This is a genomic window from Pseudomonas sp. PH1b (assembly GCF_000633395.1).
Lineage (GTDB): Bacteria > Pseudomonadota > Gammaproteobacteria > Pseudomonadales > Pseudomonadaceae > Aquipseudomonas.
Genome location: NZ_AYMU01000004.1, coordinates 266,796 through 290,607, shown reverse-complemented (window position 1 = coordinate 290,607; position 23,812 = coordinate 266,796). Strand labels below are relative to the sequence as shown.

Genomic DNA, 23,812 nt, shown 5'->3' with positions numbered 1-23,812 from the left:
CACCTGAAAATCTCAAAACCGTCATCAGCGGTTCGCTGGCAAAACCCAGCCCGAAGTGGGTGCAGATCCACGGGGTCTGGGCGGGAAAATGACTCCACCAGTGAAATGCGTATCAGGTTTTTAGGAGCGTTGTAATGCCTGACATCTATCACTTTTTCCAACAGCTGGTTAACGGTCTCACCGTTGGCAGCACGTATGCCCTGATCGCCATCGGCTATACGATGGTCTACGGCATCATTGGAATGATCAACTTCGCCCACGGCGAGGTGTACATGATCGGCTCCTATGTGGCGTTCATCGCCATCGCCGGGCTGGCCATGATGGGACTCGACAGCGTGCCGCTGTTGATGACCGCTGCCTTCATCGCGAGCATCGTCGTCACCAGTGCCTACGGCTACAGTATCGAACGGATCGCCTACCGCCCCTTGCGTGGCAGTAACCGCCTGATCCCGCTGATCTCTGCCATCGGCATGTCGATTTTCCTGCAGAACACGGTTCTGTTGGCGCAAGACTCCAAGGACAAATCCATCCCCAACCTGATCCCGGGCAACTTCTCCATCGGGCCAGGCGGCGCACATGAAGTGCTGATTTCCTACATGCAGATCGTGGTATTCGTGGTGACCCTGGTCGCCATGCTCGGCCTGACGCTGTTCATCTCCCGCTCTCGCCTGGGTCGCGCCTGCCGCGCCTGTGCCGAGGACATCAAGATGGCCAACCTCCTGGGGATCAATACCAACAACATCATCGCCCTGACCTTCGTGATCGGCGCTGCATTGGCGGCCATCGCCGCCGTGCTGCTGAGCATGCAATACGGTGTGATCAACCCCAACGCCGGTTTCCTGGTGGGCCTCAAGGCCTTCACCGCAGCGGTCTTGGGCGGCATCGGCAGTATCCCGGGCGCGATGCTCGGCGGGCTGGTGCTGGGGGTGGCCGAAGCCTTTGGTGCCGACGTGTTCGGCGACCAGTACAAGGACGTCGTGGCGTTCGGCCTGTTGGTTCTGGTGCTGTTGTTCCGTCCGACCGGCATTCTGGGCCGTCCGGAGGTTGAGAAAGTATGACTAGGAATCTTAAATCGGCGCTGTTCAGCGCCCTGTTGGTCTGGGCCGTCGCCTACCCGGTGCTGGGCCTGAAACTGACCATCGTCGGCATCAACCTGGAAGTCCACAACACCAGCCCGGCGATCCTTGCCACCATCGCGGTGTGTTCGGTGCTGATGTTCCTGCGGGTGCTGTTCCACAGCCAGCTCAGCGCGGCCTGGAAGTCCTCGCCGAACATGCCGCTGATCCCGGCCAAGGCCAGCAATTTCCTGACCCTGCCGCGCACCCAGCGCTGGATCATCCTGGCACTGATCGTCGGTGCCCTGGTCTGGCCGTTCTTCGGCTCCCGCGGCGCGGTGGACATTGCCACGCTGATCCTGATCTACGTGATGCTCGGCCTGGGCCTGAACATCGTCGTCGGCCTGGCCGGGTTGCTGGACCTGGGCTACGTGGGTTTCTACGCCGTTGGCGCCTACAGCTACGCGCTGCTGTCGCACTACTTCGGCCTGAGCTTCTGGATCTGCCTGCCGATCGCCGGGATGATGGCGGCCACCTTCGGCTTCCTGCTGGGCTTCCCGGTGCTGCGCCTGCGGGGTGACTACCTGGCAATCGTGACCCTGGGCTTTGGCGAGATCATCCGTCTGCTGCTGCGCAACATGACCGATCTCACCGGCGGCCCCAACGGCATCAGCAACATCGAGAAGCCGACCTTCTTCGGCCTGACCTTCGAACGCAAGGCCGCCGAGGGCATGCAGACCTTCCACGAGTTCTTCGGCCTGCAGTACAACTCGATCAACAAGGTGATCTTCCTCTACCTGGTGGCCCTGCTGCTGGCGCTGGCGGCGCTGTTCGTCATCAACCGCCTGCTGCGCATGCCCATTGGTCGTGCCTGGGAAGCCTTGCGCGAAGACGAGATCGCCTGCCGTGCCCTGGGCCTGAACCCCACCGTGATCAAGCTCTCGGCCTTTACCCTGGGCGCCGCGTTCGCCGGTTTTGCCGGCAGCTTCTTCGCCGCGCGCCAAGGCCTGGTGACCCCGGAGTCGTTCACTTTCATCGAGTCGGCGATCATCCTCGCCATCGTCGTACTGGGTGGCATGGGCTCGCAACTGGGGGTGATCCTGGCGGCGATCGTGATGATTCTCTTGCCTGAACTGATGCGTGAATTCAGCGAATACCGGATGTTGATGTTCGGCGCCATGATGGTGCTGATGATGATCTGGCGTCCCCAGGGTCTGCTGCCCATGCAACGTCCTCACATGGAGCTGCGCAAATGAGCCGCGAGATCCTCAAAGTAACCGGCCTGTCCATGCGTTTCGGTGGCCTGCTGGCGGTCAATGGCGTGGCCCTGACCGTCAAGGAAAAACAAGTGGTGGCCTTGATCGGTCCGAACGGCGCCGGCAAGACCACGGTGTTCAACTGCCTGACCGGCTTCTACCAGCCCAGCGCCGGCAGCATCGTCCTCGATGGCGAAGCGATCGAAGGCCTGCCCGGCCACAAGATCGCCCGCAAGGGCGTGGTGCGGACCTTCCAGAACGTGCGGCTGTTCAAGGACATGACGGCGCTCGAGAACCTGTTGATCGCCCAGCACCGTCACTTGAACACCAACTTCCTCTCCGGCCTGTTCAAGACCCCGGCGTTTCGCAAGAGCGAGCACGACGCCATGGAGTACGCCGGCTACTGGCTGGACAAGGTCAACCTGCGGGAATTTGCCAACCGCCCCGCCGGGACCCTGGCCTACGGCCAGCAACGACGCTTGGAAATCGCCCGCTGCATGATGACCCGCCCGCGGATCCTCATGCTCGACGAGCCGGCCGCCGGCCTCAACCCCAAGGAAACCGAGGACCTGAAGGCGCTGATCAGCATGTTGCGTGAAGAGCACAACGTCACCGTGCTGCTGATCGAGCACGACATGAAGCTGGTCATGAGCATTTCCGACCATATCGTCGTGATCAACCAGGGCACCCCCCTGGCCGACGGTACGCCGGAACAGATCCGCGACAATCCCGAAGTGATCAAAGCCTACCTGGGGGAAGCGTAAATGCTGCAGTTCGAAAACGTTTCCACCTACTACGGCAAGATCCAGGCGCTGCACAGCGTCAACGTAGAGATCCGCCAGGGCGAGATCGTCACCCTGATCGGCGCCAACGGTGCCGGCAAATCCACCCTGCTGATGACCCTCTGCGGTTCGCCACAGGCCCACAGCGGCAGCATCCGTTACCTGGGTGAAGAGCTGGTGGGGCAAAGCTCGGCGCAGATCATGCGCAAGAGCATTGCCGTGGTACCGGAAGGCCGCCGGGTGTTTGCCCGCCTGACCGTGGAAGAGAACCTCGCCATGGGCGGTTTCTTCACCGACAAGGGCGACTACCAGGAGCAGATGGACAAGGTCCTGGAGCTGTTCCCACGGCTCAAGGAACGCTTCACCCAGCGTGGCGGCACCATGTCCGGCGGTGAACAGCAGATGCTCGCCATCGGCCGTGCGCTGATGAGCAAGCCCAAGCTGTTGCTGCTGGACGAACCATCCCTGGGCCTGGCACCGATCATCATCCAGCAGATCTTCGACATCATCGAACAGCTGCGCCGTGATGGCGTGACGGTGTTCCTGGTGGAGCAGAACGCCAACCAGGCGCTGAAGATCGCCGACCGCGCCTACGTGCTGGAAAACGGCCGGGTGGTGATGCAAGGCACTGGCGAGGCCCTGCTGACCGATCCGAAAGTGCGCGAAGCCTATCTGGGCGGTTAAGCCCTCGCGTCAGCAAAGACGGCCCTTCGGGGCCGTTTTTTTGCCTGCAATCTGGCGCCCTGCGCCCGCGACGAAAAAAAATCGCGGCGGGCTGTAACGTATCCCGGGCTGCCGTCTCTAGAGGGGTAAGCAAGCACACATGCTTCCTTACCCACCCCAACTCTGGAGAAACACCATGACCACAAGTTCCCGCACCCTGTCCGCCACCGCCCTGGTTCTGGCCCTGGGTTCCGCCATAAGCCTTGCCGCCGTCGCCACCACGGCCCACGCCGCCGACGACATGGAGAAATGCTTCGGCGTGGCCATGAAAGGCAAGAACGACTGCGCCGCAGGCGCCGGCACCACCTGCGCCGGGACCTCCAAGGTCAACGACCAGGCCAATGCCTGGAAGCTGGTGCCCAAGGGCACCTGCGACAAGACCGCCAGCAGCACCTCGCCCACAGGTTTCGGCCAGCTCGAAGCCTTCAAAGCCAAGTCCTGATCCCACGCCTGCCTGAGTGTCGATGATGAACACCGCACCGCTTGCTCTCCCCCGCCACGACATTCAGGCCCCTGCCCCGGGCCTGCCGGCCCGCGCCGGCCTGGGGCTCAAGACCGAACACTTCAGGGAGGTGCTCGAACAGCAGCCCGACATCGGTTTTTTCGAGGTTCATGCCGAGAACTACATGGTGGCGGGCGGGCCATTCCATCACTACCTGGGGCTGATCCGCGAACGCTATCCGCTGTCGCTGCACGGCGTCGGCCTGTCCATCGGCGGCGAGGGTCCCCTGGACTGCGCCCATCTGGACCGGCTCGCGGCCTTGATCGAACGCTATCAACCCCAATCCTTTTCCGAACACCTGGCCTGGTCCAGCCACGGCCCGGTGTTCCTCAACGACCTGCTGCCCCTGGCCTACGATGGGCCGACCCTGCAACGGGTCTGCGAGCATATCGACCAGGTGCAGAACCACCTGGGTCGCCACCTGCTGCTGGAGAATCCGGCCACCTACCTGCAGTTCCAGCGCTCGACCCTGGACGAGACCGAGTTCCTCGCCGAGGTGATCAAGCGCAGCGGCTGCGGCCTGCTGTTGGACGTCAACAACGTCTATGTCTCTTGCATCAACCACCAGCGCGATCCCCTGGCCTACCTGCGGGCACTGCCCCTGCACAGGGTCGGGGAAATCCACCTCGCCGGCTTTGCCGAAGACCAGGACAGCCTTGGCGACCGCCTGCTGATCGATGATCACGGCGCTCCCGTGGACCGCGCCGTGTGGACCCTGTACCAGCAGGTACTGGCGGCTATCGGGCCGATGGCCACCCTGATCGAGCGGGACAACCGGATACCGCCTTTTGCCGTGCTCCAGGCCGAGGCCGGCCAGGCAGAGGCGTTGCTGCACAGCGCCAAGGTGCGGCCATGAGCACCCAGGCAGCGTTCGCCAAGGCCCTGCTGAGCGCCGATCCGGACTGCCCGCCGGGGCTGTGCAGCCGCAACGGTGCCGACCCGGCCAGCCGCTTCGCGGTCTATCGCAATAACGTCCAAGGCTCCTTGATCAATGCCCTGGCCGAATCCTATCCGGTGGTGGCGCAACTGGTGGGCGCCGACTTCTTCAGGGTCATGGCCCGCACCTATGTGCAGGATTTCGCCCCCTGCAGCCCCCTGCTCAACGACTACGGCCAGGACTTCGGCGACTTTATCCAGGGTTTCACGCCGGTGGCCGGCCTGCCCTACCTGGCCGATACCGCACGCCTGGAACGCTTGCGAATCGAGGCCTATCACGCCGCCGACGCCCAGCCCCTGGAGCCGGCGCGCCTGCTGACAGCCATGAGCCAACCGGACAGCCTCGGCCAGGCTCGCCTGCTGCTGCACCCGTCGCTGCGCACCCTGCACTCAGGCTACGCCGTCGTGAACCTGTGGGCAGCCCACCAGAGCGACCGGGCCTGGCCTGCCTTTGAACTGCAGCAGGAGCAATACGTCCTGGTGCTGCGCAACGGCCTGGAAGTCGAAGTGATCGCCGTGGACGCCGGCTGCCTGAGCTTCATCAACAGCTTGCGCAACCAATGGCCGCTGGAGATGGCCGCCGCCTATGCCATGGACGCTCAAGCCGATTTTGACCTGGGCCAGTGCCTGGGCCTGCTGCTGCGCCACGGCGCCCTTATCAATCTGCAACCTCACAAGAAGGCCTGACCATGAACACCCAGACCCACACGCCCATTGCCGCACTGGTGAACCGGATCATCCAGGGGTTTGAACGCATTCCCTACAGCCTGATCGCCTTTGTCGCGCGCTTTTCCATCGCCGCGGTGTTCTGGAAATCCGGCCAGACCAAGGTCGAGGGGCTGGCCATCGACCTGGTGTCCGGGACCTTCGAACTGGGCTGGCCACACCTGGCGGACTCGACCATCCCCTTGTTCCAGAGCGAGTACCACGTGCCCCTGCTGAGCCCGGAGCTGGCGGCGCACCTGGCAGCGTTTGCCGAACACTTCTTCCCGGTACTGATCCTGGTGGGCCTGGCGAGCCGATTCTCGGCCCTGGCGTTGCTGGGAATGACCCTGACCATCCAGCTCTTCGTCTACCCGGACGCCTATCCGACCCACGGCACCTGGGCTGCGATCCTCCTGTTGCTGATGGCTCGTGGCCCGGGCGTATGCTCCCTCGACCACCTGATCGCCCGTCACTTTCAGTGCATCAAGTAGCCGCCAGCCCAGGCTCGACAGGCAGCGTTGCACCCGGCAAATCAGCGGCCACTACGAGCACCGCACTTGATCCTCCAGCCGCTGCCAGAGGCCCTGGCAGCGGCGCCAGGCCTGCGGCCGCGTTCGGGGCAAAAGCTACAGGCGATCCAGGGCCTCGCCGCTGCGGCGGAACCAGTCCATCAAGTAGTCGGCCAGCACCTGGGTCCGCTTGGGCAAACCGCCCTGGTAAGGGTGCACCAGGTACATCGGCATACTGCGGGTCTGGTAGTCCCGCAGCAGCCAACGCAAGCGCCCGTCCGCCAGCTCGTCGTGCAGCACATAGGACGGCAGCCGGGCAATGCCCGCCCCCACCAGCGCCGCCTTCTTCAACAGGTTGTAGTGATTGCTGGCGAAAGGTCCGCCAACCCGCACCCGCAGCAATTCATGGCGCTGGTGATAGAGCCATTCTTCACGACCGCTGTAGTGGCTGTTGAGCAGGCAGCGATGCTCCGCCAACTCTCGCGGTGTCTGTGGTTCGCCGAATTGCTCCAGATAGGCCGGGCTGGCACAGGTCATTTCATGCCAGGCCAGCAGCGGCCGGGCCACCAGGCGCTGGTCGTTGGCGACGTCCGAACGCACCGCCAGATCAAATCCCTCCCGGGCCAGGTCGCGGTAGCCGTTGCTCAGGTCGAGTTCGATCTGCACCTCGGGGTAATGCCGGGAGAACTCCAGCAGCAGGCCATCGAAGAAGGTTTCCCCAAGGGACACCGGCACCGTCAGCCGCACCGGCCCGGCCATGTCGTCCTTGAGCCGCGCCAGGGCCTGGTGCGCCCGCTCCACCTGGGCCACCAGGGCCTGGGCCTGGGGCAGCAGCGCCGCGCCGGCCGCGGTCAGGTCCAGGCGGCGGGTGGTGCGCTGCAGCAGCACCACGGCGAACCTCGCCTCCAGGGCGCTGATGCGCTTGGACAACTGCCCCTTGCTGCACCCCAGTTGCTGGGCCGCCAGGGTGAAACTGCCGGCCTCCACCAGCACCGCAAATGCCGCCAGGTCATCCATCTCGCTCATGGATTGTTTCCATTTGAAAACCAAAGGTTGCCTATTAGCGCGTTAATCCATGGAAAAAACCACTCTAGACTGCAACCTCACCCCCCTTTTCGAGGAACAGCCCATGAAGATTCTCTTGATCGGTGCCAACGGCACCATTGGCTCGGCGGTTGCGCGAGAGCTGGAACAACGCCACGAAGTGGTGCACATCGGCCGTACCAGCGGCGATTTCCAGGTGGATATCAGCGACAGCCAATCGATCCGTGCCCTGTTCGAAAAGACCGGGCGCTTCGATGCACTGGTGTGCGCCGCCGGCAACGTGACCTTCGCGCCGCTGGCAGAGATGACTGCTGAGCACTTCGCCCTGGGCCTGCAGGACAAACTGATGGGGCAGGTCAACCTGCTGCTGATCGGCCGCGAGTACGCCAACGATGGCGCCTCCTTCACCTTCACCACCGGCGTGCTGAGCCACGACCCGATCCGCAGCGGCGCCTCCGCCGCCCTGGTCAATGGTGCCATCGACAGCTTCGTGCGGGCCGCCGCCATCGAGTTGCCGCGGGGCCTGCGGGTCAACTCGGTGAGCCCCAACGTACTGCTGGAAGCCATGGGCAGCTACGCCCCGTACTTCCGCGGCTTCAAGCCGGTAGCGGCCGCCGATGTGGCCCTGGCCTATGCCAAGAGCGTGGAAGGCCTGCAGACCGGCCAGACCTACCACGTCGGCTGAGCCGGCCTGTGTAGGAGTTGGCTCGCCAGCGAAGAGGCCGTTGCGAACCACACAAGGCTCCTGGGCCTCTTCGCCGGCAAGCCGGCTCCTACGGTTGAGGGAGCGGCTCCGTGCAATCCGGGGTTGTGGTGACCGGGCGGGCTGCGTAACGTGTCGGCTTCCGCTTGGAGGCCCAATGATGCGCACCGCCCGTTCACTGCTTTGTTTCGCCCTTTTGCCGCTGTTTGCCGGCTGCCAGATGTTGCCGATGTTCAACTCACAACCCGAGGCGCCATCCATGGCCGGGCTGACCCGGATGCAAGGTGAACTCAGCGCGGCAGACGGCAAGTTGCTGTTCAAACCCTGCACCGAAGATCGCCGTTATGTGGTCCGCGACGGCGGCGACACCAGCGTGCTGCAAGAGGCCGCTACCCTGGCGGAGAAACAGGGCAAGCTGTTCGCCGACCTGCGAGGCAAGTTTTCCGCCAGCGGCAGCAGCGACGGCCAGTTGGACCTGCGCCAGCTGTATCGCATCGAGCGCTCCGGCAGTGCCTGCAACGACCCGAATTTCCAGCGCCTGATCCTGCGGGCCGGCAGCAAGAACCCGGCGTGGAACGTCGATGTCAGCGCCAAGGGCATGATGATCGAGCGTGCCGGCCAGCCAACCCTGGCCCTGCCCTACCTGGAAGAACAACTGGGCGACGGCCGTTTCAACCTCACCAGCGAAGCCAATCACCAGCGCGTTGAGCTGTGGGTGGCCCCGCAACGCTGCGTCGACCCCGTCACCGGCAGCGTCCAGCACCTCACCGCCGAGCTGCGGGTCGATGGCCAGGTACAGCGCGGCTGCGGCTATTTCGGCGGCTCGCGCAACGACTGATTCGACAAGCAACCGTTTTAGCCTGACGGTCAGGGTAGATTGCGGCTTATAATCGCCGGTTTGTGCAAAGCAAGCCGGCGCACTGTTGCGCACCGCCTACCCGGACCCTGTCATGTTACGAATCACCGAACTCAAGTTGCCGATCGACCATCCCGATGCAGACCTGCGCACCGCCATCGTGCAGCGCCTGGGGATCGCCAGCGATGACCTGCTCGACTTCACCCTGTTCAAGCGCAGCTACGATGCGCGCAAGAAGTCTTCCGAGCTGCTGTTCATCTACACCATCGACCTCAGCGTGCGCGACGAAGCCGCGCTGCTGCTCAAGTTCGCCGATGACCGTAACGTCAACCCGGCACCGGATGTCAGCTACAAGGTAGTGGGCCAGGCCCCGGCCGACCTGGACCAGCGCCCGATCGTGGTGGGTTTCGGCCCCTGCGGGATCTTCGCCGGGCTGCTGTTGGCGCAGATGGGCTTCAAGCCGATCATCCTCGAGCGCGGCAAGGAAGTGCGCGAGCGCACCAAGGACACGTGGGGCCTGTGGCGCAAGAGCGTGCTCAACCCCGAATCCAACGTGCAATTCGGCGAGGGCGGCGCCGGGACCTTCTCCGATGGCAAGCTCTACAGCCAGATCAAGGACCCGCAGCACCACGGCCGCAAGGTCCTCCACGAGTTCGTCAAGGCCGGCGCGCCGGACGAGATCCTCTACGTCAGCAAACCCCATATCGGCACCTTCCGCCTCACCGGCGTGGTGGAGAACATGCGCCAGCAGATCATCGCCCTGGGCGGTGAAGTCCGTTTCGAACAGCGGGTCACCGACTTGCTGATCGACGGCGAGCAACTGCAGGGCGTGGAACTGGCCAGTGGCGAACAACTGCATTCGCGGCACGTGATCCTGGCCCTGGGCCACAGCGCCCGAGACACCTTCCGCATGCTCCACAGCCGTGGCGTGTTCATGGAGGCCAAGCCGTTCTCAGTGGGTTTTCGCATCGAACACCCGCAATCGCTGATCGACAGCGCACGCCTGGGCAAGTACGCCGGCCACCCGAAACTCGGTGCCGCCGACTACAAGCTGGTGCACCACGCCAAGAACGGTCGTTCGGTCTACAGCTTCTGCATGTGCCCGGGAGGCACCGTGGTAGCGGCCACTTCCGAGCCGAACCGGGTGGTCACCAACGGCATGAGCCAGTACTCGCGCAACGAGCGCAACGCCAACTCCGGCATCGTGGTGGGGATCACCCCCGAGGTGGATTACCCGGGCGGCCCGCTGGCCGGCATCGAGCTGCAGGAGCGCCTGGAATCCCACGCCTTTGTCCTCGGCGGCAGCAACTACCAGGCGCCGGCGCAGTTGGTGGGCGACTTCATCGCCGGCAAGCCGACCACGGCCCTGGGCAATGTCGAGCCGTCCTACAAGCCTGGGGTGAGCCTGGGAGACCTGGCACTGGCCTTGCCGGACTTCGCCATCGAGGCCATCCGCGAAGCCCTGCCGGCCTTCGAGCGCCAGCTCAAGGGGTATTCGCTGCACGATGCGGTGCTGACCGGCATCGAGACCCGCACCTCTTCGCCTTTGCGTATCACCCGTGACGGGACGATGCAGAGCTTGAACGTGAAGGGTTTGTACCCGGCCGGTGAAGGCGCAGGTTATGCCGGTGGGATTCTCTCCGCCGGGGTCGACGGGATTCGCATCGCCGAAGCCGTGGCCCGCAACATTCTCGGGCTTCAGGCCTGAGTTTCGCCGGCAAGCCGGCTCCTACCACTACCGTAGGAGCTGGCTTGCCAGCGAAAGCGTCTTCCAGCACGACTTGGGGCTCAAGGGCCTCTTCGCCGGCAAGCCGGCTCCTACGACAAATTCAGATGCCGGCGCGCAATACGCTGGCGGGTAGCGCCTCGCCACGTTCGGCGCTGGCTGCAACAGTGTCGATCAAGGCGCTCAACTCATACCCCTGCTCCGCCAGCCACTGCTCATCGTAGTAGGTGGTCGCATAGCGCTCGCCCCCATCACAGAGAATCGCCACGATCGAGCCTGACTCGCCGGCAGCAACCATCTGCTGCGCCGCCAGCAGGGCGCCGATCAGGTTAGTCCCGCTGGAACCGCCGACCCGCCGCCCCAGGCGCTGCGCCAGGTAGTGCATGGCCGCCAGGGACAGGGCATCCGGCACCTTGACCATGGCGTCGATCACCCGGGGCAGGAACGAAGCCTCGACCCGCGGCCGGCCAATGCCTTCGATCCGCGAACCACAATCCAGACGCAGGCTGGCGTCGCCACTCTGGTAGTAGTCGAAGAACACCGAGCGCTCGGCGTCGGCACACAGCACCCGGGTGCAGTGCTGGCGATAACGCACGTAGCGGCCCAGGGTCGCGGTGGTGCCTCCGGTCCCCGGGCTGGAGATCAGCCAGCTGGGCTCCGGGTAACGCTCGAAACGCAGCTGCTGGAAGATCGACTCGGCGATGTTGTTGTTGGCCCGCCAGTCGGTGGCGCGCTCGGCGTAGGTGAACTGGTCCATGAAGTGCCCGCCGCTCTCGCGGGCCAGGCGCTCGGATTCGGCATAGATCTGCGTCGGGTCCTGCACCAGATGGCTCTTGCCGCCATAGAAGGCGATCTGGGCGATCTTTTCCTGGGAGGTGGTGGCAGGCATCACGGCAATGAACGGCAACCCCAGGAGACGGGCGAAATAGGCTTCGGAGATCGCCGTGGAGCCACTGGAGGCTTCGATCACCGGCGCCCCGGGCTTGAGCCAGCCATTGCACAACGCATACAGGAACAGCGAACGGGCCAGGCGGTGCTTGAGGCTGCCGGTGGGGTGGCTGGACTCATCCTTGAAGTACAGTTCGACACCCGGCAGGCCCGGAAGCGGCAGAGGGATCAGGTGGGTGTCGGCGCTGCGCTGGAAGTCGGCTTCGATGATTCGGATGGCCTCGCGGGCCCACTGGCGATTGTCGCTCATGTTCTATTCTCGTCGGATCGAACGCCATACCGGCGCAAGAAGATGAAATGCACCCAGCATAGGTGATCCAGGTCCGGGACAGGCGGCCGTTTTTCCCAGGAGAAAAACCCTCCGGGAGCCGCTGCGGACGGACATCTTAGGAAATATCTATGCCACCTGACAGGTACAGCTGGGAAGCAATTGGAAACACAACTGCAAGGAGGCATTTTCAGCAGGCCGCTTGCCCCCTGCATATAACAAAAAAGAATATAACTTTTGTTTTAACAACTAACTGTACAGGTTAGGGTGTGCCACCTTTTTCAGTTTTAGATGGAGAGCGACCTTGCCTCTGCGTAGCACTTTCACTCGTTTCTTTGCCATGGAAGCTGCCAGCGGTCTGTTATTGATTGCTGCCGCCATCCTGGCCCTGATCATCAACAACTCACCGCTGTCCTGGTTGTACAACGGCCTGCTGGAAACCCCGGTCGCAGTCCAGGTCGGCGCCCTGCAGATCGCCAAGCCACTGCTGCTGTGGATCAACGATGGCCTGATGGCCCTGTTCTTCCTGCTGATCGGCCTTGAGGTCAAGCGCGAAGTCCTGGATGGCCAATTGTCCAAGCCCTCGCAGATCGTCCTGCCCGGCGCCGCGGCGATTGGCGGCATGCTGGTGCCGGCGCTGATCTACTGGTTCCTCAATCGGGACAACCCGCCGGCACTCAACGGCTGGGCGATTCCCACCGCCACCGACATCGCATTCGCCCTCGGGGTACTGGCACTGCTGGGCAAGCGGGTACCGACCTCGCTGAAGCTGTTCCTCATGACCCTGGCGATCATCGATGACCTGGGGGCGATCGTGATCATCGCAATCTTCTACTCCGGCGCGCTGTCGACCCTGTCGCTGATGCTGGCTGCCGCCTGTATCGCCGCCCTGGTGGCGATGAACCGGATGGGGGTGGTGAAGCTGGGGCCCTACATGATCATCGGTCTGATTCTCTGGGTCTGCGTGCTCAAGAGCGGGGTCCATGCAACCCTGGCCGGTGTCACCCTGGCCTTCTGCATCCCCCTGCGCACCCGCAATGCCGAGCCCTCACCGGCATTGGCGCTGGAACACGCGCTGCACCCCTGGGTTTCCTTCGGCATCCTGCCCTTGTTCGCCTTCGCCAACGCTGGCTTGTCCCTGAGCGGCGTGACCATCGAGAGCTTTACCCACTTCGTACCAATGGGCATCGCCATCGGCCTGCTGCTGGGCAAGACCATCGGCGTATTCGGGCTGACCTGGCTGGCGGTCAAGACCGGCATCGCCGCGTTGCCTGCTGGGGCCAACTGGGGCCAGGTACTGGGCGTGGCGATTTTGTGCGGCATCGGCTTCACCATGAGCCTGTTCGTCGGCTCCCTGGCCTTCGAGCCTGGTAGCAGCGAATACGCCGGCATGGACCGCATGGGCATTCTGACAGGCTCGCTGTTCGCAGCCCTGATCGGCTACGCCGTCACCGCCGCCGCCAGCCGCAGGAACAAGCCCCTGGCTTCCTGAATCCCAGGGCTCCTGCAAGCTTGAAAAACAAAACCCCGACCAGTTGCCTGGCCGGGGTTTTGTTTGTGCGGGTATCGGTTAACGGGTAACGCGGCTGGTGCCGTTGACACTCATGATGCGCACGCGGTCGCCAACACGGAACACTTCGTTCTCCTGCACTTGTTGCACATAGGCACGCATGCTGCCGTCATCTTCACGGACGGTGATTTCCACGCCCTGGGTACGGGTCAGGCCTTCTTCAGTGGCCGAACCCAGCAAGCCGCCGGCGACTGCGCCGATGACTGCAGTCACGATGCTGCCACGGCCGCCACCGATGGCGCTGCCGCCAACACCGCCGATCACAGCACCCGCAGCACCGCCGATTGGGGTCTTGGTGCCTTCGATTTTCACCGGACGCAGGGACTCGATGGTACCCATGCGCACGGTTTGCACACGACGCGCTTCATCACGGGAGTAAGAGTCACCGGTCAGGTTAGAGGCACAGCCGCCGAGCAACATCGCCATCGTGGTAAAAGACGCAACCAGCAAAACAGACTTACGCATAGGATCAACTCCAAAGGACAGACAGTTATTAGACTCCGCGGCTTGACACCTGTCACGGCGTCGCCCGGATAAAATTGCTTTCATTCAGCCTGAGTACAGACTGCGCAAACGCTAAACCTTCTCAATACGGTAACGCCGACATCCACTACAGCGCTACCGAATAAAGGATTTCCATGGATTACTTCATCATCATCGTCACCACCCTCGCCGGCCTGTATTTCCACTGGTGGCTCTACGTGCGCATCAAACGCTGGGTGGATCGTGACCTGGCACTGTCCCTGGCCGGAGGCGATGAGCAGAAGAAGCAATTCATGCTGCAGCAACTGGCCGAGGCCCAGCGCCAGAAAGTAAAACGCCGGGACCTGCCGCAATGGCTCGAAGCCGCTGCGGCCGGTTACCCCGGCGCGTGATCCGCAGTGTTCAAGGAGCCAGGCGTTCGCGGCCCCACTGGCCCGCCTGCAAGCGATAGTTCAAACGATCGTGCAGCCGACTGGTACGCCCCTGCCAGAACTCGATGCGCTCCGGCAACAGGCGATACCCGCCCCAGTGCTCCGGGCAATCGGGCTGACTGTCGCTGAAACGAGCCTCGGTGACCTTGAGCAGTTCCTGCAACTCGGCGCGATCGGCAATCACCCGGCTCTGCGGTGAAGCCCAGGCGCCCAGCCGACTGCCCAGGGGACGCACCTGGTAATAGGCATCGGACTCCTCGGGAGTGACCTTGACCACCCGTCCCTCGATCCGCACCTGGCGTTCGAGGGTCGGCCAGAAGAAGGTCATGGCAGCAAAGGGCCGCGCGGCCAGTTGCTGGCCCTTGGCACTCTCGTAGTTGGTGAAGAACGTAAAGCCCTGCTCATCCAGGCCCTTGAGCAGCAGGATGCGGCAATGGGGCCGACCGTCGGTATCGACCGTCGCCAGGGTCATGGCATTGGCCTCCACCGGCGGCTGCTCGGTTTTCAGCGCATCGGCAAACCACTGGTGAAACAGCGCAAAGGGCTCGTCCGGGGCCTGAGCCTCGGACAAACCATCACGGGTGTAGTCGCGGCGCATATCAGCCAGAGACTGAGTCATGCCTGCTTCCTTTTACTGGAGAATCAGTTCTTGGCCTGAGCGGTGGCGGTCGCATTCTTCGAGGCTGCCGCTTTCTTCACTGGAGCCTTCTTGGCTGCTGGCTTCTTGGCCACGGTGGTTTTCTTGGCGGGAGCCGCCGCCTTCTTGGATTTCGCCGCAGGCACGATCGGAGCCACATCCTGCACAGCAACCATTTCATTTTCGGCCGGGGTCGGCTGGTTGTACTTGCTCAGCAGGCCCAGCATGGTGCTGCGCTGGGTCAGCATGATTTCCACACGGCGGTTCAGCGAACGGCCCTGTGGGCTGTCATTGGCGGCGCGAGGCATGACCGAGCCCATGCCACGGAGCATCAGGCGGTCCTGCTTCAGGCCGCTGAGGCTGAAGATGGCGGCAACGGACTGGGCGCGATCGCGGCTCAGCTTCTGGTTGGCCAGGGTCGGCCCGGTGGCATCGGCGTGGCCGAGGATCAATACCGCAGTCTTGGAGTCACCCTCGACCGCCTTGGCCACGCGAGTGAACGGGCCCAGGGTCACCGGCAGCAGCATGGCCGGGCGGTCCGGGTTGAAGGATGCGTCCACCAGTGCGGTGACCACCAGCACGTTTTCACGACGTTCCACTTGCAGCTTGCTGTCCTTCACCGCTTCACGCAGGCGCGGCTCGTAGTCGTCCAGCCAGGCCTGGGTGATCTTCGGGTCGGGCATCGGGATGTCCGCGACGTTGACCTTGCTCAGGGCTTTGGGCTGGCTCTTGGGGAACGGCCACCACCAGTTGGTTTCGGAGTCGGCGGCCTTGGCCACTGCTGCAGCCGGCGCTGGAACGGGTTCGGCCTTCTTGGCTTCGGCCACCGGCTGGTCGGCGGAATCCTTGGAGGAGAATGGCCACCACCAGTTGCTGCTCTCGGCCTTGGCGGCAGGTGCCGCGGGCGCTGCCGCTACAGGGGCTGGATCTGCTGGCGCCGCAGCGACTGCAGCGGGCTTGGCGGCAGCAGCCTTGGCAGCCGGCGCGGCCGACTTGGAGGCGGCGGCGGTTTTACCGGCAGCGGCCGCAGGAGCAGCGGACTTGGCGGCAACCGCAGGTTTGCTTGCCGGAGCCGCCGGAGTGGCGTCGACGGTGGCCGATTTTTCAGGCGCCTGCACAGCCTCCTTGCTGCTGGCCTTATCGGATCCGAACGACCACCAGTGGCCGCCATCCGCTTCATTTTGTGGGGTTTGTGCACAACCGGTGACGGTCAGGCAAATGGCCAAGGCTAAAGACTTGTTCGACGACATGGGATATCCACAAAATGAGATAAAAAGAACGGTTTAAATAACCGCTACAAACAGACGCTTGGAAATTATAAAAGCCACAGGGTTCCATCCCGCAGCTTTCCAAGCATGTTTAAGCAAAAAAAGTTCTTAACAGCAACCTTTTTACAGACAATCCGACAAAACCCGCACCAACTTCTGCGCTCGAGGATCCATCAAAACGTAGGGTCCCAGGGTATTGGTCACAAAACCGAAGGCCACATCATGTTCCGGATCAGCAAAACCAATGGAGCCCCCTGCTCCCGGATGGCCGAACGCCCGTGCGCCCAAACCATAGGTGGCATTGGCCACTTGGGGCTGATCGAGCATGCAGCCCAGGCCGAAACGGGTCTGGGTCAATAGCGTCTTGTCCATGCCCAGGCTGTGTTCACGGGTCAGCTCTTCAAGCATATCGGCCTCCAGCAGGCTGCCATCGAGCAGGCCAGTATAGAACCCGGCCAGGCTGCGGGCGTTGCCGTGGCCATTGGCCGCAGGCTGCTGCATGCGCCGCCACTCGGGTTTATTGGTGCTGGTCATGATAGACGGTGGATTGGTGAAGGCCCGGGTCGTCATGGCGGTGGGCTCGCGCATGGTCACTTGCAACAGGCGCTGGGCGGCAGCGTCGCCGACATTGCCCTTGCCCCGAGCGATATGCGCCACCCGGTGGAATTCCTCGTCGGCCAGGCCGACATGGAAATCCAGGCCCAAGGGCCTCGCCACGCGGGCCACGATGGACTCTCCAGGCCCGCGACCATCGGCTCGCCGGATCAACTCCCCCACCAGCCAGCCATATGTGATGGCGGCGTAGCCGTGCCCTTCACCGGGCGTCCACCAGGGCTGCTCTGCGGCCAGGGCGTCGACCATGGTCTGCCAGTCATAGAGGGCTTCTGGCGCTAGCAGCTCGCGCAATGCCGGCAATCCGGCCTGATGGCAGAGCAGCTGTCGCAGGGTGATCGCGCCCTTGCCTGCCGCCGCGAACTCCGGCCAGTAGTCGGCCACCGGCGCATCCAGCTTGAGCTTGCCTTCGGCAACCAACTGCAGCGCTGTAACCGCGGTGAAGGTCTTGGTGCAGGAGAACAGGTTGGCGATGGTGTCGCTGTGCCAAGCCTCGGCGCCGTCCTTGTCGGCGGTGCCAGCCCAGAGATCGATGACGGTTTCCCCGCCGATCTGGATGCACAACGCCGCGCCGCGCTCCTGGGGATCCTCGAAAAGCGCCGCAAAAGCCTCGCGCAGCGCTTCGAATTTAAGCTCGTAATGACCCTGAATCTGCACCCGTGAATTCCCCCCGGAACAATGCTCGACAACGTGGCGCGCATTGTTCCAGCCCTGAGGGCTTTTGGGAACCGCCAGCGAGCCGCCGGCGACCAGCGTCTGCATGGGTCAGAGCGCTGCCAGGCTCGCCCCGGCGAGCCGTGACAGGCGCTGGGCCCGGGGATCCATCAGGCTGAAGCCGCCCATGGTGTTGGTAACGAAGCCAAAGCCCAGATCGCGCTCCGGGTCAGCGAAGCCCACTGACCCGCCCAGCCCCAGGTGCCCGAAGGCCTGCGGCCCCAGGCCAAAGGTGGCATTGGCCTGATCCGCCTGGTCGAGCATGCAGCCCAGGCCGAAACGTGTCGGCGTGCGCAATGACCGGTCCCAACCGGCGCTGTGGGGCCGAGTGAACGCTTCTCGCAGCGGCGCGCCCAACAACTGGTCTCCCAGCAATGCGCTGTAGAAGCACGCCAGGCTATGGGCGTTGCCATGCCCGTTGAGCCCCGGATGCTGCATGCGCCACCAGCGCGGCTGGTGGGTCAGGTGCGGCGACACCGCGGGGTTGGAAAAGGCCAGGGTGGCCACGTTATCCGGCTCGTTGCGCACCACCCACCACAAGTCCTGGGCCGCCTTGTCGCCGACCCAACCCTCCCCGCGGGCCAGAAAGGCAAGGCGCTGGAAGTCCCGTTCGGCAACCCCCACATGACAATCAAGGCCCAGCGGCCGACAGATTTCATCGGCGATGTAATCACCGGGCGCACGTCCGTCGACGCGCCGTATCAGCTCCCCGAGCACCCAGCCATAGATCATCGGGGCATAGCTCAAGGTGCTGCCAGGGGCCCACCAGAGTGGCTCGGCGGCAACGCACTCGATCATGAAATCCCAGTCGTAGAGCGTGGCGTGCGGCAGTGGCTGGCGCAGTGCCGGCAACCCGGAAACATGGCAAAGCACCTGGCGCAAGGTCACCTGTTGCTTGCCCGATGCCGCAAACTCGGGCCAGTAGTCGGCAACGGGCCGGTCCAACTGCAACAGGCCGCGCTCCACCAGTTGCAGCAGCGCAACGGCAGCGAACGGCTTGGTGCAGGAATACAGATTGACCAGGGTGTCCTTGCACCAGGGCAGGCTGCGCTGCTGATCGCGGGTGCCGGCCCAAAGGTCTACCAGGGTCTGGCCCCCGACCTGGACACAGACCGCAGCGCCGCGCTCGCTGGGGTCGTCAAACAGCTCGGCGAAAGCCTGATAGACCGCATCCAACTCGGATACGCAATAACCGTGGATGTCCATGAGTCGATTCCCTTCAACAATGAAACTCCTGTGAAGGGCGGATTATTTTGGCCAGCGCTTTACCAGCCATAGACCTGGGTCAAGGTCCGACCGGCCAACGCACGACGACCAGCCGAACGGTCAAGCCGGCTACAAACGACAAGCTACAGCGCACCGCACTCACTTGAAGCTCGTGGCTTGCCGCTCGAAGCGGCCCCTCCCCCGACTCAGTGTCCTTTGCCGGAGTGGCCACCGGCGTGCCCCTCCTGGCCCTTGCCGGCGTGATCCTTGCCGCCATCTTCGGGAGCATGTTCGGCCGCAGCCGCCTGTTGCGCCTGGGCATGGGCCTTCGCCACCACCTTGCCCAGTTGCTCAAGGGCCAGCAGGTTGCTCTTGCGCACGCTGTCGACAAAGCCCTGGAACGGCACATCAGTGATGCCCACCAGGCCGAAATGGCCGTTTTCACCGTCCAGCAGGCGCCCGGTCACCGGCTGGTCGAGGTACTGGAACCAGTGCACCCCGACAATCGACGGCTCGCTCACGGCCTGCTTGAGGAAGTTGGCATAGGCCGGGCCGCGGTCTTCTTCCCGGGCCAGCTCGGTGACACCACCCCAGAACGGGCCGCGGTCCCGCGAACCGAAGTTGAACTCGGTCACCAGCACCGGCTTGTCGAGGCTGCGCAGTTGCGCGAAGTCCTGAGCATCCTGGGGCTTGAGGCTGTACATGTTGAAGCTCAGCACATCGCAGTACTGGGCGCAGGAGGCCACCGCCTCGGGGTTGCTGACAGCAAAGCGGCCTCCCAGCAGCAGGTGGTTGGGCGCGTGCCATTTCAGCGAGTCAGAGATGGTCTTGAAATAGGTGTCGGCAAAGACCTTCTGGAAATACTTGAAGTCCGCTTCGATCTCCGGGTGCTCAGGGTTTGGCAGCGGTGCCTCGAAACCCGGGTCTTCCATCAGTTCCCAGGCCGGCAAGTCGATGCCCCAGGCTTTCGACAGCCCGGCCTGGTTGCGGTACTTGTCGCGCAGTTGCTTGAGGAAGGCGCGTTTGGCCGGGACGTCGGTAGTCAGGCGCAAGGTGCCGTAAGCCAGGGCATAGCGGGACTTGGGATCGTCACCTGGGCCAGCCCAGGCCAGCTCGTTGTCGGCAAAGTAGCCGATCAGCCAGGGATCGTCCCGATGATCGCGAGCCGCGATGGCCACGGCGCGCTCGGTGGCCATGGCAAAGCGTGGATCGAATGGATCGGGCATGCCGCCCCACCAATCGCTGCCGGTGCTGATGCTGGCGTAATCACCAACGATCGACAGCGGCAAGGTATAGGGCACCCGATCGGCAAGGCCCAGGGCCGGCGCACTCCAGTTGCCGATGGTGTTGAAACCCCAGGCCTGCAGCCGGTCCAGAGTATGACCGACCCAGCGTTTCTCTTCGAAACCCGGCGTGGCGCAAGGGACTGCGCCTGTCTCAGGGGCAACCGCTTGGGCCTCATTGCTCGCCGCCACAATCGCCGCCTCACGACTGACGGTGCAAGGCGCCCCATAGGTGCGCTGCAGGTTGGCCCGGTAGAAGTCGTACCAGCGACCGGCATTGTAGCCGCGCCCCTGGTCCGCACCATTGCCACCACGGTTGTCGCCTTCGCCGTAGTAGGCAGACAGGGGCTCACCCTCCTTGGGCAGGGCAGCGAACATCCACTCGCGGCCGGCGACATAGGTCTGGTTGTTGTCCGGAGCTAGTGTGTTGACCCCCAGGGAATAGAACGGGTGCCCTTGCGGCGTCACCAGGAACCAGCGGCCATCGCGCTTTTGCGTACGGAAGAAGCCGCTGGCCTTGAAGCCTGGCCCGTCGCTCCAGCCACCGAACGTGTCCAGGGCCATTTTTTCGCGCTCGCCCAACCAGCCCTTGAGCTGTTGCTGCTCCCGGGCATCGGCTGCCTTGAGCTGCTCATCCGTGCTGATTTTTTCCGGCCAGCGGGCCCGGGTCGACTGACCATAACCATCCACCACCGAACCGTAGACCGCCTTGACCACACCCTCGCCATCCTGCACGCCAAAACGCTCAAGCAGAATGCTCTGGGTGGCCTTGGGGCTGTCCATCGACAAGGTCACCGACACCACCTGGCTGCGATCCAGCTGCCCTTCGCTGCTGGCCAGCAGAATGCGCTGGCCGTCCACGGTCATCGGCATCGGCGGTCCGGCCTTCATGCCCTGGCTCAACGGGCTGCTGGCCACCAGCGGCACCAACAGGGTCTGCGCCGGGCCGGCCGGCAGGTCGACCCGGCTGACCAGGGTCTTGCCATCGTTGCTTTGCAGGGTGACGTAGAGGGTCAGGGCCCAGTTCATCGCGCTCTGGATGCGCAAGGTCATCATTCCCGACTGCGACCAGTCCCAGGCACCGCTCTGGGGAGTCAGGATCAGGCTCGGCCTGGCCACCGGGTTGAAGGTGATTCGCCGCAGCACTTCGCCTTCGGCCGTTTGTTCCGCGTTGGACTGAGGCAGGCTGGCATCTTGTGTCGCGACCTGAACCACCGCGGCCGGCCGGACAAAGTTGAACAGCGTCTGTTGTCCGGCAGGCGCCGCCAAGGCGGGAGCTGCGCACAACAGGGCAAGTACAGCGGGCAAAGAGCGGCGAATCATATGAACCTGGTTCTCCCTAGGGACCGAAAAACGGCCGGTACTGAAGCAGTGACATGAGATAAACAGCACAGCCCGCCAATCTGCGGGCCGTACTCAGGATATTTCTCGACGAAACGGCGGCAAGGCGTTGAGGATCGCCTTGCCGTAGCGCTGGGTGACCAGGCGCCGGTCCAGCAAGGTGATGGTGCCGCGGTCCTGTTCGGTACGCAGCAGGCGACCACAGGCCTGGACCAGCTTGAGGGACGCGTCCGGCACCGAGATTTCCATGAACGGATTGCCGCCCCGGGCCTCGATCCACTCAGCCAGCGCCGCTTCCACCGGATCGTCCGGCACCGAGAACGGGATCTTGGCAATCACCACGTGCTCGCAATAGGCGCCGGGCAAGTCCACCCCTTCGGCGAAGCTCGCCAGGCCGAACAGCACGCTGGAATCGCCACCGTCGACCCGGGCCTTGTGCTTGTTGAGGGTTTCCTGCTTGGACAGGTTGCCCTGAATGAACACCTGCTTGCGCCAGTCGCGGTCCAGGCCGTCGAACACGTCCTGCATCTGTTTGCGCGAGGAGAACAGCACCAGGGTGCCGCGGGAACCTTCCACCAGCTCCGGCAGGTCGCGGATGATCGCCGCGGTGTGTGCCGGCGCATCCCGCGGGTCGGCGCGCAGGTCAGGGACCCGCAGCACGCCGGCATCGGCGTGATGGAAAGGACTGGGCACCACCGCGGTCACGGCCTTCTTGGGCAGGCCGGCGCGCATGCGGAAGCGGTCGAAGGTGCCCAGGGCGGTCAGGGTCGCCGAGGTCACCAGCGCGCCGTAGGCCACATTCCACAGATTGCGTCGGAGCATTTCCGCCGCCAGGATCGGGCTGGCATTGACCTCGATGTCGAACAGCGAACCGCTTTCGGCCAGGGTCAGCCAGCGGGCCATGGGCGGATTGTCTTCCGGGTCTTCGATGGTGAAGGCGGTCCACAGCTCCCAGTTGCCCGAGGCCCGGGCCAGCAGGCTGCCGAACAGCGGGTACCACTCTTCGGCCTGGTTGCTGGCGATGCCGATGTTGACCTCGCCGTCCATGCCCTCCTTGAGCAGTTCGGTGAGGCGGGTGAACAGGTCGGTGAGGCGCGAGAAGCCTTTTTTCAGCTCGATGCCCATTTCCCGCATATGGTCGGGGATCAGCCCACCCACAAAGCGATGGCGCGGGCGCTCGCGGCCTTCCATGTCTTCGCCGGTCTTGAAGTCGGCCAACTGCTCACAGGCGGTGAACATGAACTGCTGCTGGGTCTTGATCTCCCGCGCCAGCTCCGGCACCTGTTCGATCAGGCGTCCCAGGTCCCCCGGCAGCGGATGCTGGGCCAGGAGCTTGGTGAGGTTCTTGGCGGTCTGCTCCAGCCAGTCGGCGGTGGAACGCAGGCGGGTGTAATGGGCGAAGTGGCCGATGGCCTTGTCCGGCAGGTGATGGCCTTCGTCGAACACGTAAAGGGTGTCGCGGGGGTCCGGCAGCACCGCACCGCCGCCCAGGGCCAGGTCGGCCAGGACCATGTCGTGGTTGGTGACGATCACGTCGACCTTGCCCATGCCCTCCCGGGCCTTGTAGAAGGCGCACTGGCCAAAATTCGGGCAATGGCGGTTGGTGCACTGGCTGTGGTCGGTGGTCAGGCGTGCCCAGTCGGCATCTTCCAGGGCCGTGGGCCAGCTGTCGCGGTCGCCGTCCCATTTATTGCCGGCGAGCTTCTCGATCATGCTGGTGAACAGCTTCTGGCTGGCTTCATCCACTTCGATCTTGAAGCCTTCTTCCTCGAACAGCTGGGCCGTGGCGGTCTGGGCATGGCCTTCCTGGAGCAGCATGTCGAGCTTGGACAGGCACATGTAGCGCCCCCGGCCCTTGGCCAGGGAAAAGCTGAAGTTCAGCCCGCTGTTGCGCATCAGGTCGGGCAGGTCCTTGTAGACGATCTGCTCCTGCAGGGCCACGGTGGCGGTGGCGATCACCAGGCGCTTGCCGGCGGCCTTGGCCGTGGGAATCGCCGCCAGGCTGTAGGCCACGGTCTTGCCGGTACCGGTGCCCGCTTCCACCGCGACCACCGCCGGGTCGCCACTGCGCCGGCCTTCGTCGTCGGTGTCGATGTCACCCAGGACCTTGGCCACTTCGGCGATCATCAGGCGCTGGCCATATCGCGGCTTGAGGCTCTTGGCTTCGAGAAAACGCGAATAGGCGCCCTGGATCGTGGTTTTGAGTTCGTTGCTGATCATGGTTTTCGGGCGCACAAAACGCTGGATAAATTTT

Annotated in this window: 22 protein-coding genes; 13 read left to right on the top strand and 9 right to left on the bottom strand. The window is 63.8% G+C overall.

The genetic code is table 11. From position 1 onward, the window contains the following. Positions 1-134 precede the first annotated feature (134 nt). The 8 genes from livH (at position 135) to U873_RS0108125 (ending at position 6,450) form a co-directional block, all read left to right on the top strand. Complete coding sequence (livH, locus tag U873_RS0108160) at positions 135-1,058, top strand: high-affinity branched-chain amino acid ABC transporter permease LivH (protein ID WP_025127777.1); 924 nt, start codon at positions 135-137, stop codon at positions 1,056-1,058. Continuing rightward, a complete protein-coding gene (locus tag U873_RS0108155) occupies positions 1,055-2,311 on the top strand; it encodes a high-affinity branched-chain amino acid ABC transporter permease LivM (RefSeq protein WP_025127776.1) in 1,257 nt (418 codons plus the stop codon). The genes livH and U873_RS0108155 overlap by 4 nt, the downstream gene beginning before the upstream one ends. Beyond that, positions 2,308-3,075: a high-affinity branched-chain amino acid ABC transporter ATP-binding protein LivG gene (gene livG / locus U873_RS0108150; RefSeq protein WP_025127775.1), complete on the top strand. Its 768-nt coding sequence runs from the start codon at positions 2,308-2,310 to the stop codon at positions 3,073-3,075. Before U873_RS0108155 ends, livG begins: the two co-directional genes overlap by 4 nt. Then, positions 3,076-3,777 (top strand): ABC transporter ATP-binding protein, encoded by a 702-nt coding sequence (locus U873_RS0108145; protein ID WP_025127774.1) that lies wholly within the window; start codon positions 3,076-3,078, stop codon positions 3,775-3,777. 175 nt (positions 3,778-3,952) lie between these two features. Next, a complete protein-coding gene (locus U873_RS0108140) occupies positions 3,953-4,258 on the top strand; it encodes a DUF2282 domain-containing protein (protein WP_025127773.1) in 306 nt (101 codons plus the stop codon). Between the two features lie 25 nt (positions 4,259-4,283). Beyond that, a complete protein-coding gene (locus U873_RS0108135; protein ID WP_025127772.1) occupies positions 4,284-5,174 on the top strand; it encodes a DUF692 domain-containing protein in 891 nt (296 codons plus the stop codon). Next, positions 5,171-5,941 (top strand): DNA-binding domain-containing protein, encoded by a 771-nt coding sequence (locus U873_RS0108130; protein ID WP_025127771.1) that lies wholly within the window; start codon positions 5,171-5,173, stop codon positions 5,939-5,941. Before U873_RS0108135 ends, U873_RS0108130 begins: the two co-directional genes overlap by 4 nt. A gap of 2 nt (positions 5,942-5,943) precedes the next feature. After that, entirely contained in the window at positions 5,944-6,450 is a 507-nt protein-coding gene (locus tag U873_RS0108125; RefSeq protein ID WP_025127770.1) for a DoxX family protein, read from the top strand. Positions 6,451-6,585: 135 nt separating this feature from the next. On the opposite strand, the gene U873_RS0108120 is transcribed toward U873_RS0108125, so the two are convergent. Further along, positions 6,586-7,494, bottom strand: coding sequence for a LysR family transcriptional regulator (locus tag U873_RS0108120; protein WP_025127769.1), 909 nt, complete (start codon positions 7,492-7,494; stop codon positions 6,586-6,588). 103 nt (positions 7,495-7,597) lie between these two features. Between U873_RS0108120 and U873_RS0108115 the strand changes: the two genes are divergently transcribed. From U873_RS0108115 to U873_RS0108105, 3 genes are all read left to right on the top strand, one after another. After that, entirely contained in the window at positions 7,598-8,197 is a 600-nt protein-coding gene (locus U873_RS0108115; protein ID WP_025127768.1) for a short chain dehydrogenase, read from the top strand. A gap of 178 nt (positions 8,198-8,375) precedes the next feature. Next, positions 8,376-9,053: a COG3650 family protein gene (locus U873_RS0108110; protein ID WP_025127767.1), complete on the top strand. Its 678-nt coding sequence runs from the start codon at positions 8,376-8,378 to the stop codon at positions 9,051-9,053. 112 nt (positions 9,054-9,165) lie between these two features. Then, on the top strand, positions 9,166-10,779 hold the full coding sequence (locus U873_RS0108105; RefSeq protein WP_025127766.1) for an NAD(P)/FAD-dependent oxidoreductase: 1,614 nt from the start codon (positions 9,166-9,168) through the stop codon (positions 10,777-10,779). A gap of 121 nt (positions 10,780-10,900) precedes the next feature. Here U873_RS0108105 and U873_RS0108100 read toward each other — a convergent pair whose 3' ends face one another. Continuing rightward, entirely contained in the window at positions 10,901-11,995 is a 1,095-nt protein-coding gene (locus tag U873_RS0108100; RefSeq protein WP_025127765.1) for a PLP-dependent cysteine synthase family protein, read from the bottom strand. 322 nt (positions 11,996-12,317) lie between these two features. On the opposite strand from U873_RS0108100, the gene nhaA reads away from it, so the two are divergent. Next, on the top strand, positions 12,318-13,505 hold the full coding sequence (nhaA, locus tag U873_RS0108095) for a Na+/H+ antiporter NhaA (RefSeq protein ID WP_025127764.1): 1,188 nt from the start codon (positions 12,318-12,320) through the stop codon (positions 13,503-13,505). A gap of 78 nt (positions 13,506-13,583) precedes the next feature. On the opposite strand, the gene U873_RS0108090 is transcribed toward nhaA, so the two are convergent. Beyond that, on the bottom strand, positions 13,584-14,048 hold the full coding sequence (locus U873_RS0108090; RefSeq protein ID WP_025127763.1) for a glycine zipper 2TM domain-containing protein: 465 nt from the start codon (positions 14,046-14,048) through the stop codon (positions 13,584-13,586). A gap of 173 nt (positions 14,049-14,221) precedes the next feature. Between U873_RS0108090 and U873_RS0108085 the strand changes: the two genes are divergently transcribed. Beyond that, positions 14,222-14,458, top strand: coding sequence for a hypothetical protein (locus U873_RS0108085; RefSeq protein ID WP_025127762.1), 237 nt, complete (start codon positions 14,222-14,224; stop codon positions 14,456-14,458). A gap of 10 nt (positions 14,459-14,468) precedes the next feature. On the opposite strand, the gene pdxH is transcribed toward U873_RS0108085, so the two are convergent. The 6 genes from pdxH to dinG all read right to left on the bottom strand — a co-directional run bounded on the left by pdxH (position 14,469) and on the right by dinG (position 23,778). Continuing rightward, on the bottom strand, positions 14,469-15,116 hold the full coding sequence (gene pdxH / locus U873_RS0108080; RefSeq protein ID WP_025127761.1) for a pyridoxamine 5'-phosphate oxidase: 648 nt from the start codon (positions 15,114-15,116) through the stop codon (positions 14,469-14,471). 23 nt (positions 15,117-15,139) lie between these two features. Beyond that, on the bottom strand, positions 15,140-16,384 hold the full coding sequence (locus U873_RS0108075) for an OmpA family protein (protein ID WP_025127760.1): 1,245 nt from the start codon (positions 16,382-16,384) through the stop codon (positions 15,140-15,142). Between the two features lie 141 nt (positions 16,385-16,525). Next, a complete protein-coding gene (locus U873_RS0108070; protein WP_025127759.1) occupies positions 16,526-17,671 on the bottom strand; it encodes an EstA family serine hydrolase in 1,146 nt (381 codons plus the stop codon). A 108-nt stretch (positions 17,672-17,779) separates the two neighbouring features. Continuing rightward, on the bottom strand, positions 17,780-18,934 hold the full coding sequence (locus U873_RS0108065) for an EstA family serine hydrolase (RefSeq protein ID WP_025127758.1): 1,155 nt from the start codon (positions 18,932-18,934) through the stop codon (positions 17,780-17,782). A 206-nt stretch (positions 18,935-19,140) separates the two neighbouring features. Then, the gene (locus tag U873_RS0108060) at positions 19,141-21,540 is read right to left on the bottom strand and encodes a beta-galactosidase (RefSeq protein WP_025127757.1); all 2,400 of its coding nucleotides are present in this window, start codon (positions 21,538-21,540) and stop codon (positions 19,141-19,143) included. A 93-nt stretch (positions 21,541-21,633) separates the two neighbouring features. Further along, positions 21,634-23,778, bottom strand: a complete 2,145-nt coding sequence (gene dinG, locus U873_RS0108055) for an ATP-dependent DNA helicase DinG (protein WP_025127756.1) — start codon at positions 23,776-23,778, stop codon at positions 21,634-21,636. Positions 23,779-23,812: the final 34 nt, after the last annotated feature.